Origin of the sequence: Alcaligenes aquatilis (assembly GCF_003076515.1) — a bacterium.
Taxonomy (GTDB): domain Bacteria; phylum Pseudomonadota; class Gammaproteobacteria; order Burkholderiales; family Burkholderiaceae_B; genus Alcaligenes; species Alcaligenes aquatilis.
The window spans coordinates 1,787,797-1,802,777 of record NZ_CP022390.1; the positions used below are offsets into that span (position 1 = coordinate 1,787,797).

9 protein-coding genes are annotated in these 14,981 nt (G+C 57.0%); 4 read left to right on the top strand and 5 right to left on the bottom strand.

Annotated features, from left to right (window positions below):
* Positions 1 to 43: 43 nt before the first annotated feature.
* Positions 44 to 3,568: a chromosome segregation protein SMC gene (gene smc / locus CA948_RS08265; RefSeq protein ID WP_108727764.1), complete on the bottom strand. Its 3,525-nt coding sequence runs from the start codon at positions 3,566 to 3,568 to the stop codon at positions 44 to 46.
* A 499-nt stretch (positions 3,569 to 4,067) separates the two neighbouring features.
* On the opposite strand from smc, the gene lplT reads away from it, so the two are divergent.
* Positions 4,068 to 5,378: a lysophospholipid transporter LplT gene (gene lplT / locus CA948_RS08270; protein ID WP_094197341.1), complete on the top strand. Its 1,311-nt coding sequence runs from the start codon at positions 4,068 to 4,070 to the stop codon at positions 5,376 to 5,378.
* 239 nt (positions 5,379 to 5,617) lie between these two features.
* Here the strand turns inward: lplT and CA948_RS08275 are convergent, their stop codons facing one another.
* A complete protein-coding gene (locus CA948_RS08275; RefSeq protein WP_108727765.1) occupies positions 5,618 to 6,535 on the bottom strand; it encodes a uracil-DNA glycosylase in 918 nt (305 codons plus the stop codon).
* Positions 6,532 to 7,764, bottom strand: a complete 1,233-nt coding sequence (gene tsaB / locus CA948_RS08280; protein ID WP_108727766.1) for a tRNA (adenosine(37)-N6)-threonylcarbamoyltransferase complex dimerization subunit type 1 TsaB — start codon at positions 7,762 to 7,764, stop codon at positions 6,532 to 6,534. The genes CA948_RS08275 and tsaB overlap by 4 nt, the downstream gene beginning before the upstream one ends.
* Positions 7,765 to 8,042: 278 nt before the next feature.
* On the opposite strand from tsaB, the gene ompR reads away from it, so the two are divergent.
* A complete protein-coding gene (gene ompR, locus CA948_RS08285) occupies positions 8,043 to 8,777 on the top strand; it encodes an osmolarity response regulator transcription factor OmpR (RefSeq protein WP_003801024.1) in 735 nt (244 codons plus the stop codon).
* A gap of 119 nt (positions 8,778 to 8,896) precedes the next feature.
* On the top strand, positions 8,897 to 10,222 hold the full coding sequence (locus CA948_RS08290; protein ID WP_108727767.1) for a sensor histidine kinase: 1,326 nt from the start codon (positions 8,897 to 8,899) through the stop codon (positions 10,220 to 10,222).
* A gap of 60 nt (positions 10,223 to 10,282) precedes the next feature.
* Here the strand turns inward: CA948_RS08290 and ispF are convergent, their stop codons facing one another.
* Both ispF and ispD read right to left on the bottom strand, forming a co-directional pair.
* Positions 10,283 to 10,768, bottom strand: a complete 486-nt coding sequence (gene ispF, locus CA948_RS08295) for a 2-C-methyl-D-erythritol 2,4-cyclodiphosphate synthase (protein ID WP_094197345.1) — start codon at positions 10,766 to 10,768, stop codon at positions 10,283 to 10,285.
* Positions 10,765 to 11,466, bottom strand: coding sequence for a 2-C-methyl-D-erythritol 4-phosphate cytidylyltransferase (gene ispD, locus CA948_RS08300; protein WP_108727768.1), 702 nt, complete (start codon positions 11,464 to 11,466; stop codon positions 10,765 to 10,767). Before ispD ends, ispF begins: the two co-directional genes overlap by 4 nt.
* Before the next feature lie 29 nt (positions 11,467 to 11,495).
* On the opposite strand from ispD, the gene mfd reads away from it, so the two are divergent.
* Positions 11,496 to 14,975, top strand: coding sequence for a transcription-repair coupling factor (gene mfd / locus CA948_RS08305; protein WP_108727769.1), 3,480 nt, complete (start codon positions 11,496 to 11,498; stop codon positions 14,973 to 14,975).
* The last annotated feature ends 6 nt before the right edge of the window (positions 14,976 to 14,981 follow it).

The window sequence follows — 14,981 nt, forward strand, 5'->3', positions numbered from 1 at the left end:
TCAGTTCCGTCGAATCAACACTAGCGGATTAAAAAAAACAGGCTTACACACTGCTCATTTGCATGGCAGCGTCTACGTCCACTGCCACAATTCGGGACACACCTTGCTCTTGCATGGTGACACCGATCAGTTGTTTAGCCATCTGCATGGCAATTTTATTGTGAGAAATAAACAAAAACTGGGTTTGTTCACTCATGCTGGCCACCAGATTGGCATAGCGTTCGGTATTTGCATCATCCAATGGCGCATCCACCTCGTCCAGCAAACAAAAGGGGGCAGGATTCAGTTTGAAAAAGGCAAAAACCAACGCTGTCGCGGTCAAGGCCTTTTCACCACCAGAGAGCAAATGAATCGTGCTATTGCGTTTACCTGGTGGTTGAGCCATGACTTGCACCCCGGCTTCCAGCACTTCATCGCCCACCATCGTCAGTTTAGCCTCTCCACCACCAAATAGCCTTGGGAAAAGCTCACCAAAGTGCTGATTAACGATGTTGAATGTTTCCATGAGCAACTGGCGCGTCTCGCGGTCAATCTTGCGAATTGCATCTTCCAGGGTCTCGATGGCATCACTCAAATCCTTATGCTGGGCATCCAGATAAGTCTTGCGTTCTTGCGCTGTAGTCAGCTCTTCAAGGGCCGCCAGGTTCACCGGACCCAAGCCTTCAATCTGGCGCGAGATACGCTGCACTTCAGACTGCAACCAACCCACGCGCTGCCATTCCGGTGTCTTTTCCTGTAACAAGCTCCACAGTTCGGAACGGTTTACCTTTCTGCTGTCCAACTGTTCAGCAAACTGTTCGACCGCCAGACGCGACGCTTGTTCCTGCAACTGCAATTCAGTGACTTGCTCGCGCAAAGGTCCCAGATTCTTTTCATGCTCGGCACGGGCCTGTTCATGCTCGCGCAATTGGGCTGCCAGTGTATCGAGCTGGATTTTTGCCAAGCGTACTGCTTCCTCGCGTTCGGCACGCAATTCCAGCGCATCCTGCAAACCGGCTTGTGCGGCCGAGGCATCCAGATCCAGCAGTTCGCCTTGCAAACCTTCCAACTGGCCGGCAGCGCGTTGTGCCTGCTCCTGCGCCAAGGCCAGATTGCGCTCCAGTTCGGCCATACGTTGCACTAAGGCACGTTCGGCAAACTGGGCATCGTGCACAGCACGTTCGCGCTCGTGGACTGTGCGCCGAGCCTGCTCAGCCTGCTCGGCGCCCTTCTCGCCTTCCATCTGCGCTTCGGCAAATACCCCCTGATGCTCGGCCAACTCTTCGTCCAGCGTTTCAAAACGGGCCTCGAACTCCTCGCGGTTCGCTTGCAGCTCTTCGCGCTGCACCGCCAGTTCTTCCAGTTCCTCGTTGATACGACCACCGCGCTCTTGCGATTGCTGCGCTTGCTGAGCCAGCTTGGAGTGTTCCAATTGCACATCGTGCATACGAGCGGTCAGCTCGCCCACGCGGGCTCGGGCCGGAACCAGACCATTACGCACTTGCTGCAAGGCCATTTCGGCCTGGGTGCTGGTATGGCCCAGCTCGTCCACAATCAATTGAGCGCCACGCAGCTCTCGCTCGAGATGCGCAATTTCCTGCTGACGAGCCAGCATCCCGGCTTGCTCGGAGTCCGGTGCATAAAAGCGAATGCTGTGCTTATCCACCAAATGACCGTCACGCACCACAATGGCCATTTGATCCGTCAACTGCTCGCGCAAGCTTAAAGCCTGCTTCAAGTCCTGGCAGACATAAACCTGGTGCAACCAGTTATCCAGCAAGCTACGCAAACCACCTTCCTGCTGTCGCAGCACCGAGGTCAGCAAGGGCAAATCCAGCGCGGGCTTGGCAGGCGCCCCCGCTTCGGGCAACTGGTAAAAACTTAAACGAGCAGGTGGCGCATCGCTGGCGAACGCAGCCGCCATATCCAGGCGACGCAGCTCCAAAGCCGTCATGCGCTCACGCAGCACGGCTTCCAGCGCGGTTTCCCAGCCCTTCTCCACGTCCAGGCTTTGCCAAAGACGTTTCATGCTCTCCAGCCCGTGCTTGGCCAGCCAGGGTTCCAGAGTCCCCTTGCGGGCCACGTCTTCCTGCAAACGGCTCAAGGCCAGATGACGCGCTTCCAGACGGGCCATGTCCTGCCCGCCTTGCACAGCTTGTTCCTGCGCTTCTTTGCGCTCTTGTTCCAATCGAGGAAGCTGGGCTTCCAGATGCTGCATATGCTCCTGAGCTTGCTGCAACTGATTTTGCAGCATATTCAGATCGCCTTGCAGACGTTCCAGATTGTCCGGGTCCGGGGCATTGAGTTCGCGCAGTTCCTGCTTCAAGCGCTCCTGACGCTGCTCCACGCCTTGAATCTGGCGGTCAGCATCGCGCTGCGATTGTGCCGCCAAGGCCAAATTCTGCTCCAGACGCGCCAAAGCCATGCGCATTTCGTCCCGACGCTGGGCCTGTTCGCGTACACGCCGCTCCAGATCGGGCAAGGCTCCTTGCGCCTCTTCTAGCTGAATCTGTAACTCCTCCAGCTTTACCGCCGCTTCTTCACGCTGCTGTTCGCTGTTTTCCAGCTCCTGCTGACAATGTTCTTGTTGCTCGACCCAGTCGTGCTGTTGTTGCTCCAGTTGCTCGCGACGCTGCGCCATGCGGCTGCGCGAATCGAGCACGTGGCGGATTTCCGCCTCCAGGCTAGACACTTGGGAGCCGGCCTCATACAACTGGCTTTGCGCTTGATGCAAAGCGTCCCCGGCCTGCAAATGCGCCTGTCGCTGTGATTCCAACGCAGACTCGGTATGCCGCAAGCCGGCAATGGATTCCTCCAGTTTGGTCTGAGCTTGCTCAATCGCCAGGAAACGGGCTTTCTGATCGCCCTGTGCATTGGACTCTTTCAACAGCCACAGCAGGTTTTGCTTGAGTTCACCGTCTTGCTGCAAATCCCGATACTGGCGCGCCACTTCGGCCTGTGCCTGCAATTTCTCCAGTTGCGCATCCAGTTCTCTTTGGATGTCTTCTACCCGCAGCAGGTTTTCGCGGGTGTCGCGCAGGCGACTCTCGGTTTCGCGACGACGTTCCTTGTAGCGCGACACGCCCGCCGCCTCTTCCAGAAATACGCGCAGCTCTTCGGGCTTGGCTTCAATCAGGCGGTTAATCATGCCCTGCCCGATGATGGCGTAACCACGCGCCCCCAGGCCCGTACCTAAAAAGATGTCGTGAATGTCACGCCGACGAACGGCCTGATTGTTCAGAAAGTAGCTGCTTGTCCCGTCCCGACTCAGGACACGCCGTACCGAGATCTCGGCATAGGTGCTCCACTGGCCTGAGGCCCGCCCTTCGGAATTATCAAAAACCAGTTCAACCGACGCACGGCCAGCCGGTTTACGTTGCGATGAACCGTTGAAAATAACGTCCTGCATGGACTCACCACGCAACTCGGAGGCTTTGCTCTCGCCCAGCACCCAACGCACCGCATCGATGATGTTCGATTTCCCACAGCCATTGGGCCCGACAACACCCACCAACTGACTGGGAGTTGGGATGGAGGTCGGGTCCACAAAAGATTTGAAACCAGCGAGTTTGATCTGGGTTAGACGCACAGGGTAGAAGTCAGCTCAGAAAAGACCAATTTGAACAGGCACACGGCGCCATTTTGATCTGCCTGGCACCGCGAGTCGTATGATACCGCAGCACCTGCCACCCACCGCAAAGACAGCTAAAAAACAAATGAAAACCACGGCTCGGCTGCTGAAATAGTAAGGCAGCCCCCATCGCCCGCCGTCAAGCCCTGTTTACCCTGCGTGGCAAGCGGGGCAATAGTGTCGAGCAGACCATTTACAATAGTGCTTTGGCAGTGCCCGCCCGTCCCGAAAATCCAAGCAGACAAACACATGCAATGAATTTCTGATACCACTGCCACCGCAGTCCCTGTTATTCTTGCTCCCCATCTCTGTTCGTAAATTTCGCACCGGCACAGGTTTTTCAGGAGAACCGTGGTGAGCAGCCCCCGGCCAGCTCGTCCTGCCTGATACCTGGCCTAGATTCGTGCTTTGCAGCCACCATACTGTTTTCAAAAAGCACACGCATTCGGAATGTATTTTGAATAAAGGTTTTTATCTGGTCATGGCCGCGCAGGCATTGTCATCAGTTGCTGACAATGCCTTGCTGATTGCCGCTATCGCCCTGATCGCAGATTTGCACGGACCTATCTGGATGGTCCCGATGATGAAATGGTGGTTTGCGCTGTCCTACGTCCTGTTGGCGGCGTTTGTAGGTGCTTTTGCCGACTCGTATCCCAAGGGTCGAGTCATGTTCGCCACCAACGCCATCAAGCTGATTGGCTGTATGTTGATGTTCTGCCACCAGTACTTTGGCATGAACGACTCCCAGCAGTTGGTTCTGGTCTTTATCTCCTACACCCTGGTTGGTATCGGTGCTGCCGCCTACTCCCCCGCCAAATACGGCATCGTCACGGAAATGCTCAAGCCCGAATTGCTCGTCAAGGGCAATAGCTGGATTGAAGGGCTAACCGTTCTGTCCATCATCGGCGGCACGGTGTTGGGCGGTATCCTGATCAACCCATCGATCGCTAGCGCGCTGGCCGAACACCCTCTGATTGCACCGTTGGCCCAGACGCGTGCCGAAGTCGCTATCTTGCTGATTTCCTTTATTTATCTGTCTGCAGCACTGTGCAATCTGCTGATTCCCCGCACCAATATCGACTACCCACCTCAACAAAAAAATCCCATCTTGCTGCTCAAGGAGTTTCGTTCCTACGTGTGCATTTTGTGGCAGGACAAGCTGGGCCAAATCTCACTGGCCGTCACTACCTTGTTCTGGGGTGCCGGTGCCACCTTGCAATTCATTGTGATCGAATGGGGCGCCCAGCATCTGGGCTACCGTTTGGATCAGGCCTCGGTGCTGATGGGAGTAGCAGCCTTGGGGACGGTTTTTGGCGCTGTCTTTGCCGCTCGCGTTCCCTTGAAGAAATCCCTGGCCGTTCTGCCGGTGGGCGTGGCCATGGGCTTTGTGGTTTTGCTCATGCCGTTGGTCCACGAAAAATGGGCGGTCTATACCCTGCTGATGGGTATTGGGGGCTTATCCGGCTTTTTCGTCGTCCCCATGAACGCCCTGCTACAACATCGCGGCCACGTCATGTTGTCGGCCGGTCACTCCATTGCCGTCCAGAACTTCAATGAACAACTGAATATTCTGTTCATGCTGGCGCTGTACAGCCTGTTGCTGTGGCTGCGTTTACCCATCAACTACATCATTGTGTTCTTTGGCCTGATGGTGGCATCCTTGATGACGGTATTCATCATCTGGAAAAATGCCAATCTGCGCGCCCATCCCGAGTTGGAAGCCTGCATCGGACAAGAAGGACATGGGCAGGCATTGACGGCCAAGTAAGCAAAAGCGCCCCAAAGGGGCGCTTTTGATCGGGGGCGCCGAGCCTTGGGGCGGCCCGGCGATAAAACATACCCCCACGCTGCGCCTGTGGCTTGCTGCCCCCCAAGGGGGCGCTTTTTATCTTGGGGCGGCCCGGCGATAAAACATACCCCCACGCTGCGCCTGCGGCTTGCTGCCCCCCAAGGGGGCGCTTTTTATCTTGGGGCGGCCCGGCGATAAAAATACCCAAAGGACCTGTATCAGGGCTGGTTTTGCAATTCGCGCAGCAAAGACAAATCCCGCCAGGCATTGGCTTTGTGCTGCGGGCGCAACAAGAGCGAGGCCGGATGGTATGTCACCACCAAAGGCAGGCTGCGCCCCTGAGCATCGGTATACGTTAAAGCCTGACCCCGCAAGGTTTCCAGATCCTCATCACGACCACTTAGTGCCACCGCCGCCAAATGGCCGACGGCCAACAAACGACGTGGCTGTACCAAGCGAATTTGCGCGTCCAGAAAAGCCCGGCATGCAGCCAGCTCTTCCTGTGTGGGGGGACGATTACCCAGGGGGCGGCACTTCACCAGATGCGTTTTATAAACCGAGGCATTGGGAATCGCGCTATTGAGCATGGCTTGCAAGAGCAGACCCGCCTTGCCATCAAAAGGCTTGGCGCTACGATCATCGCTCGTGCCCGGTGCTTCGCCAATAATCATCCAGTCCGGCTCGGACAAGAGCTCTGAACCAAACACTACTTGAGCTCGCCCCGTGTGCAAACCACATTCCTGACAAGCCTGTACTTGCTCCAGCAAACTGGCCATATCCTGCGCTTTTTCAGGCTGAATCAGCACGGCAGGCCGCTGCACCACTTCCTCGACAGGAGCTGCCGCTACCGGTCTGGCACCGGATTTACGCAAGACAGCCAGTGCCTGATCTCGGGCCGACATGGCATCCGTAGCCGCTGCGGGGGCTGAGGGGGACGGACTGCCCGCATCATTAAGATGCCGCTCTACCGGCTGAGCCGTCTGCATCGCTGCTGCGGCCTCTTGCGCAGGGGCGGCCACAGGGGCGGACTGCCCACCAGGCTGCGCCTGGGGCAGACGCGCCAAAAAAGCACGCTCCAGCCCCAACTCCAAAAGCCAGGTGCGCTGCAAAGGGGAGATAGGCTGAAAATCGATCATGCCCCTGCCTTGCTGGCCAAGCTCAGGCTCATCAAGACCGCGTCTTCACGCCGTCCATCGCTAAGCGGATAGTAGTTTTTACGTAAACCATCCGCCTTGAAACCATACTTCTGATATAAGCCGATAGCCGGCGCATTCGAGGCTCGCACCTCCAGAACCACGCGCTCGAGCTGCTGCTGACGGGCCCATTCCAGGCCATCGTCCAGCAATTGCCAGGCCAGACCGCGGCGCTGCTGCTCGGGGGACACCCCAATCAGCAGAAGTTCAATCATATCGGGGGCTTGCAACCAAATAGCATAGCCTTGAACCTGCCCTTGCTTGTGAATGATTCGGGAGCAATACGCACTATTGCCCAAAGCATCCGTGAAATTGCCTGCCGTCCAAGGGTGAGTTTCCACGCAGCGTTCAATATCCAGCACAGCAGATACATGGCCTGCCTGCATGGCTTCAATTTGCAAAGGTTGATCCAGAGCGGCCGGGTTTCCACCCAAGCCCTGTTCACGTTCCTGAATGGTGTAGGCAACTTTCTCGCGCACATACAATGGCATGGCCAGGTCTGGGGAGACACCGCGTCCTTCGTCCAGATCATGCAAGGCCAAATGCGCCACACTGGCACCGGTTGCACGCCACGGCTGGCCCACTTCCCAGCCCTGAGCCAGAACGGCTGGGGCCAGATCAGGAAACTGCTCCAGAGCGTCACCAAGGACACAAATGGGCTGTTGCTGAGCAATCAACCCTTCCGCTTGCAAACGGACAATCCAGGTAGTGACCTGGGCGGCATCGAGCAAGACCGGACTTTGCAGCACGGACCAGGAACCCTTGGCCGTCCAACTGTACACAGCGGCATACACCTCTTGCATGCGCGCATCCTGTGCCACCACATAAGCCGTCCCCTCGATGGGCGTGCCGCAAGCGGCAGCCGCCAACAAGGACGAGACCGGCAGTACCGGCAAGCCCAAGGCAAAAGCCATACCCTGAGCCACGCCACAGGCCACGCGCAGCCCGGTAAATCCACCTGGGCCTTGCCCGAACGCAATCGCGGTCAAGGCGTGTCTATCTACCCCCGCCTGCTCCAGCAGTTGCTCGGCCATGGGCAAAAGGCGTTCGGCGTGGTCGCCGCTCCCCTCGTGACTCAGCTCCACAAGCGAAATACCCGCCTGTGTGCGAGATAACAAGGTCAGTTCACAGAGATTGGAGGAAGTCTCCAAGGCAAGAATATGTGCATCCATCGCGCTATTTTAGTTTAAGCAGCCTCAAAATAGGCAGCTCCCTGGGATCGGACAAGGACAAAACACTCCACAGCGCAACTCAGAGCGCATTTCTTCTCTGGCCGCTCTTTTTTTTGACTTGGCTCAAACCGACCAATCAGATTATTTGCCACCATACAATCGTCTTCTAAATCACCCTAAACCTGCTGCAAGGCGCATAAATAGTACAAAACACTTAATGTGTAATATTTTTCTACACCCCCCTATACGCGCTTTCTGATGCCTGTTACATTTTCGCTATGAATACGCCGACACCCCCCCTCACCCGCAAAATCCTTGTCGTTGACGACGATCCCCGGCTGCGCGATTTGCTGCGCCGCTACCTGTCTGAACAAGGATTCAACGTCTTCGTTGCCGAAGACGGTAAAGAAATGGCCAAACTCTGGCAACGTGAGCATTTCGATCTGCTGGTACTGGATCTGATGCTGCCAGGCGAGGATGGCCTATCCATCTGTCGCCGGCTGCGCGGCGGTCACGACAATACCCCCATCATCATGCTTACCGCCAAGGCCGAAGAAATCGACCGTATCGTGGGCCTGGAAATGGGTGCCGATGACTACCTCATCAAACCTTTCAACCCCCGCGAACTGCTGGCCCGTGTCAACGCTATCTTGCGACGCCGTGGTACCGAGGAACACCCCGGCGCACCTAGTCAGGAAAATGAATCGATTGAGTTCGGTCCTTATGTGCTGAACCTGTCCACTCGAACACTGACACGCAATAACGAAGTTGTCCCCATCACAACGGGCGAGTTCTCCGTGCTGAAAGTGTTTGCCCGTCACCCCAAGATCCCCTTGTCGCGCGACAAACTGATGGAATTGGCGCGTGGCCGTGAATACGAAGCCTTTGACCGCAGTTTGGACGTCCAGATTTCGCGTCTGCGCAAGCTGATCGAACCCAATGCTTCCAAGCCCGTGTTTATTCAAACGGTCTGGGGCCTGGGCTACGTTTTTGTTCCAGACGGCGGTAACTGACCTTGTCTTCCGGTCAGCAAGACGGGCGGCCCGCCGTGGCCGCCCAACGCCGAGCAACAAAAAACTCAAGTATCCGGCTGGGTTTATTCAGCCGGTCTTTTTTATTGCTCGCAGCGTTAATGCTCGTCAGCCTGGGTGCCTGGCTGCAAGTATTCTTCAGTATGGAAGAAGGCCCACGCGCAGCCCAAATGGCGCAACGCGTGGCGTCCATTGTCAGCATCACCCGATCGGCTCTGGTGTACGCACCCCCGGCGGTACGACCTGCCCTGTTGCTGGATCTGGCCACCAAGGAAAGTCTGCGCGTGCAACCACGCGAGAACACGGACGAGCTTGAACCCCTGCCGCGCTCCAACTACTGGCAGCATGTCTCTACCGAAGTGCGTGGCGCATTAGGCAGCCAGACCTTGATCATGTGGTCGGTCAACAGCGTGCCGGGTATCTGGGTTTCGTTTGATATCAATGACGATCAGTATTGGCTGGTCTTTGATCGCGAACAATTAAGTCTGACCGCCGGAGTGGAATGGCTGGGCTGGGGCGCTACCGCCTTGCTGCTGGCCCTGATCGGTGCCGCTGTCAGTGTGCGCTTTGTGAACCGGCCTTTGGCCCAACTGGCCAAAGTGGCCCAGCAGTTGGCTCGTGGTGAAACACCCAGCACCCTGCCTGAAAAAGGCCCGGTTGAAATCCGTGACATGAATATCGCCTTTAACCGCATGGCCCGAGATATCCGCCAAACAGAGGCGGATCGAGAGATCATGCTGGCCGGTATTTCGCACGATTTGCGCACACCACTGGCCCGCATGCGTCTGGAAATTGAATTAAGTCAGGTATCGGACGAGACTCGTGCCGCCATTGACGAGGACTTGGCTCAGATTGACCACAGTATTGGTCAATTGATGGAATATGCCCGTCCTGCTGCGGCTGTGCCCGAGCATGGCATTGATGTGTCCGCCGTGCTCAATGATGTCTACGAGCGTGAGCGCACGCATACCGAATCGCTGGGTGGCATTTTGACGGCCTCCGTCGAACCCAATCTGTATGCCCGCATCAGCGCACACGATTTGAAGCGTATCGTCTCTAACCTGATCGAAAATGCCCGCCGCTATGGACGCAGTCCCGAAGATGATCGGGCACGCATCGAGCTGTCGGCGCATCAACATGGCAATATTTTGATCATCGCCGTCAAGGATCAGGGAGCCGGTATTGCAAAAAGCGACATCCAGCGCCTGCTGCGCCCCTTCTCGCGCGGTGTCTCTGCCCGCACAGGTGTCAGTGGTGCAGGTTTGGGACTGGCGATTGTGGAACGTTTGCTAGGACAGGTCGGAGGGCACTTTGAACTGGTCAGTGCTCCGTCCGAAGGCTTGACCGCTCGCATTCAATTGCCACGTATCCGTGCCAGTCGCAATGCGCCTGGAACCCAGGCCGATAAGGACAGCAAAACTTCCTGAGCTGAATAAGACTTGGGCAGGGATTTTCCCTGCCCAAGGCTAGTCTCAGACCAAAACCACTCAGGCGCGATACAGCAAGGCCACCGAGGTGACCGCAATCCCTTCCTGGCGCCCCACAAAGCCAATCGCCTCGTTTGTCTTGCCCTTGATGTTCACACTGCCAGGTTCCAATTTCAGATCGGCCTCGATATTGGCCACCATCGCCGGGGCATGTGGTGCGATCTTGGGTTTTTGCGCATGAATCGTGGCATCCACATTCCCAACCAACCAACCCGCAGCGCGCACCTGCTCATAAGCATGACGCAACAAGACACGGCTATCAGCGCCCTTGTATTGAGGGTCTGTATCGGGAAAGTGGCGACCAATATCGCCCAGGCCTGCCGCCCCCAAAATCGCATCGGTAATGGCATGCAGCAAGGCATCGGCATCCGAATGCCCCATCAAGCCATGCGTATGCGGGATGGTGACGCCGCCCAAGATCAAAGGCCGGCCTTCGCACAGCACATGTACATCAAAACCTTGTCCTACGCGAATTGGCATGCTCATAACCACTTCTCCATCAATTCAAAATCTTCAGGCCAGGTGACTTTAAAATTCCGCGCCGACCCCAATATTAATAAGGGTTGGCTGCCCGCCAATTCCATGGCGCTAGCTTCATCCGTCACCACAAAACCCTGTTCTTTAGCCGCTTGTAAGGCCCCACGTAAGGCACGGGCGGGAAACAACTGGGGAGTCTGCGCCAGCCAGAGTCCTTCTCTGTCCACCGTTTCCAACACCCCCACTGGCTCCGCAGGCGTTGCGCGCTTGACAGTATCAGGCACGGGCAAGGCCAACAAGCCACCACGTTGCGCCTGCAAGCAGGCATCAATCAAACGTGCCAGGGCCTGCTTGGGCAAACCCGGGCGAGCGGCATCGTGAACCAGAACCCAGGCCTGCTCGTCCTTATCCAGGCTCTGCACAGTATTGAGCACCGTTTCAGCCCGCGTGTCACCACCACAGGGCAGGCAAACCGTACGCGGCAAGCCGTCCAGTGCCGCCGTCGCCCAGGTATCACCGGGGGCCACGGCCACCCGCACCTGGCTGATGCGCTCATCGGCCAGCAAAGCCTGTACCGAACGGCGCAACATGGGCTGCCCGCCCAGCAAACGATATTGCTTGGGCACGCCTTGCGTCTTCGTGGCAGAATCCAGGGCGCGCGAGCCAATACCGGCGGCTGGAACAATTGCAATCAAGGTAGTCTTCATAGGTGGGTGATTTTATAATGACAATCCTGATGGAAACCGAAAAACAGCACTCCCTGTCCCTGCCCAGCACTCAAGATGTGCTGGCCGCCTTACGCCCCGGTCAACGCTACTCGCAGCCCATGCCTCCTGGCTCGGGCGATGCCTGCCTGATTGCCGACCTGGCCCGCCAGCATAAAGCGCCTATTCTGGTACTGTGTGCCGATCCCTTGACCGCCCAAAGGCTGGCCGAGGAAATCCTGTTGTTTGGACCCGCCCTGCGCGTGCGCCAGTTGCCGGACTGGGAAACGTTGCCCTATGACAGCTTCTCTCCCCACCAGGATCTGATCTCCGAGCGTTTGCGCACCTTGCATGCCCTGACCATGCACGAGGTTGATGTGCTGACGGTTCCCGTCACCACCGCCCTGTATCGTCTGGCACCGCCTTCTTTTCTGGCCGCCTACACCTTTTCCTTCCGCCAGGGCGATGAGCTGGACGAGGCGCAATTGCGCGCCCAGTTGATGCTGGCCAATTACACCCACATGACACAGGTCAGCGCTCCGGGCGAATTCAGTATTCGCGGTGGCCTGATTGACCTGTTCCCTATGGGTTCGGTGCTGCCCTACCGTCTGGACCTGTTCGACAACGAGATCGAAAGCATACGCAGCTTTGATATCGATACCCAGCGCAGCCTGTATCCGGTCAAGGAAATCCAGCTCTTGCCCGGTCGTGAATTCCCTATGGACGAAGAGGCGCGCACGCAATTCCGGGCGCGTTTTCGCGAGTTTTTTGAAGGCGATCCTTCACGCGCCCTGCCCTATAAAGATGTAGGCAATGGCATTGCCTTTGCGGGCATCGAATACTATCTGCCGCTCTTCTTTGAAAAGACCGCCACCTTGATGGACTATGTGCCAGCAGGCAGCCTGGTCATCACGCACGGGGACGCGCCAAACGCGATTGGCCGCTTCCAAAGCGATACCCATAGCCGTTTTTCCTTCCTGAAAAACGACCGTGAGCGCCCGATTTTGCCTCCAGAAAGCCTGTTTCTGTCTGATGAGCAGTTTTTCAACGGCATCAAACCTTTTAGTCGCCTCAGTCTGAACACGCAAGCTGACGATCAGCCCATTGCCCACCCAGACTTCGAGGCTTTACCCCTTGTCGCAGTCAACCGACGCGACAAGGATCCGTTGGCTCAATTGCGGCAAGAGGTGTTAGACCCAAAGAACCGGACGGTGCTGTGCGCTGATTCGGCGGGCCGTCGGGAAACCTTGCTACAAATGCTGCGTGACCACGATCTGTCGCCCGCAGCCGACTGTCAGAGTCTGACCGATTTTCTGGAGTCGGACGCCGCTTTTGCCCTAATCGTCGCCCCCCTGTCGCGTGGCTTTGCGCTGGTGCACGACAGTCTGAGTCTGCTGACCGAAAATGACCTTTACCCCTCCCAGACACGCACACAAAGCAGCCGCCGCCGCAACGAGCGCAGCAGCGATGTGGAAGCAATGGTGCGGGATCTGTCGGAACTGCGCGAGGGCGACCCCGTGGTTCACGCCGAGCACGGGATTGGTCGCTACTGCGGTCTGAAAGAAATGGACCTGGGCGAAGGCCCGGTCGAGTTTCTGCATCTGGAATATGCCAAGGGCAGCACCTTATATGTGCCTGTGGCGCAGTTGCACGTCATTGCCCGCTACAGCGGTGCCGACCCCGAGCATGCGCCTTTGCACCAACTGGGTTCTGGCCAATGGGATAAAGCCCGCCGCCGTGCAGCCAAGCAAGCACGTGACAGCGCGGCTGAACTGCTGGCTCTGTACGCCCAGCGCGCTGCTCGTGAAGGCTTTCAGTTCAAGCTGCCTCTGAATGATTATCAGGCCTTTTCCGAGGGTTTCGGCTTTGAGGAAACACCGGATCAGGCCGCTGCTATTGAGGCAGTCGTAAACGACATGACCTCCGGCCAGCCTATGGACCGCCTCGTTTGTGGGGATGTGGGCTTTGGTAAAACCGAAGTCGCCCTGCGTGCCGCTTTCCTGGCCGTGGCCAATGGCAAACAAGTGGCCTTGTTGTGCCCAACCACCCTGCTGGCCGAGCAACACACACAAACATTTTCAGATCGTTTCGCCGACTGGCCTATCCGTGTTGCCGAGCTGTCTCGCTTCCGCTCGACCAAAGAAACCCAAGCCGCCATTGCGGGCCTGCGCGACGGCAGCGTCGATATTGTGATTGGCACGCACAAGATCCTATCCTCGGACGTACGCTTCAAACAATTGGGCCTGGTTATCATCGATGAGGAACACCGCTTTGGTGTGCGCCAAAAAGAGGCCCTAAAGCAGTTGCGGGCCGAAGTCGATATCCTGACCCTGACCGCCACCCCTATCCCCCGTACCTTGGGCATGTCTCTGGAGGGTATACGGGACTTCTCCGTGATTGCCACGGCGCCGCAAAAACGTCTGGCGATCAAAACCTTTGTACGTCGTGAAGATGGCAGCACCATACGCGAGGCCCTGCTGCGCGAATTAAAACGCGGTGGCCAGGTCTACTTCCTGCACAACGAAGTTGAAACCATCCACAACCGCCGCGCCCGTCTGGAAGAGCTGGTGCCTGAGGCCAGTATTGCCGTGGCTCATGGTCAAATGCCCGAGCGCGAGCTGGAAGCCGTCATGAAGGGCTTTTACCAGAAGCGCTACAACGTGCTGCTGTGCACCACGATTATTGAAACCGGCATTGACGTGCCAACCGCCAACACCATCGTCATCCACCGCGCGGATCGCTTAGGTCTGGCTCAATTACACCAGTTACGTGGGCGCGTCGGCCGCTCTCACCACCAGGCATACGCCTATCTGCTGACCCCCGGCGAAGATGCCATCACCAGCAATGCGAAAAAACGCCTGGAAGCTATTCAAGCCATGGAAGAGCTGGGCGCAGGCTTTTTCCTGGCCATGCACGATCTCGAAATTCGGGGTGCCGGTGAAGTACTGGGCGAGTCCCAATCCGGAGACATTCAGGAAGTAGGCTATTCCATGTATGCAGATATGCTCAACACCGCCGTCAAAGCCCTGAAAGCCGGTGAAGAGCCTGACTTGGATTCGCCCTTTGCCTTGCAGTGCGAAGTGAACCTGCACACGTCCGCCCTGCTGCCGGCCAACTACTGCCCGGATGTGAATGCCCGTTTGGGGCACTACAAGGCCCTGTCACACGCTCGTACAGAAGACGATCTGATCCATATCCATGAGGAACTGATCGACCGCTATGGCTTGCTGCCAGAGGCGGGCGAGAACCTGCTGGCGGTGCATCGCTTGCGCATCAAGGCCGAACCATTAGGGATTGTGAAAATCGATGCCAGCGAAGCCCAGGCAACAATTCAGTTTTCTTCCAAACCCAATGTAGACGCAGTCAGCATTATCGAGCTGGTGCAAAAGAACAAGCAGGTGCGCCTGGCTGGACCGGACAAGCTGAAGATTGAAATTACCAAGGGCGAGGAAATCAAGAACCGCATCCAGGCCGTACGTAATGTGCTGAACAGTTTGCGCAAAGAGAAATAAGCCTTA

Coding starts and splice junctions, on each gene's coding strand:
- CA948_RS08290 (WP_108727767.1), top strand. CDS start 8,897: ATGCTCGTCAGCCTGGGTGCCTGGCTGCAAGTATTCTTCAGTATGGAA.
- ompR (WP_003801024.1), top strand. CDS start 8,043: ATGAATACGCCGACACCCCCCCTCACCCGCAAAATCCTTGTCGTTGAC.
- ispF (WP_094197345.1), bottom strand. CDS start 10,768: ATGAGCATGCCAATTCGCGTAGGACAAGGTTTTGATGTACATGTGCTG.
- ispD (WP_108727768.1), bottom strand. CDS start 11,466: ATGAAGACTACCTTGATTGCAATTGTTCCAGCCGCCGGTATTGGCTCG.
- tsaB (WP_108727766.1), bottom strand. CDS start 7,764: ATGGATGCACATATTCTTGCCTTGGAGACTTCCTCCAATCTCTGTGAA.
- CA948_RS08275 (WP_108727765.1), bottom strand. CDS start 6,535: ATGATCGATTTTCAGCCTATCTCCCCTTTGCAGCGCACCTGGCTTTTG.
- mfd (WP_108727769.1), top strand. CDS start 11,496: ATGGAAACCGAAAAACAGCACTCCCTGTCCCTGCCCAGCACTCAAGAT.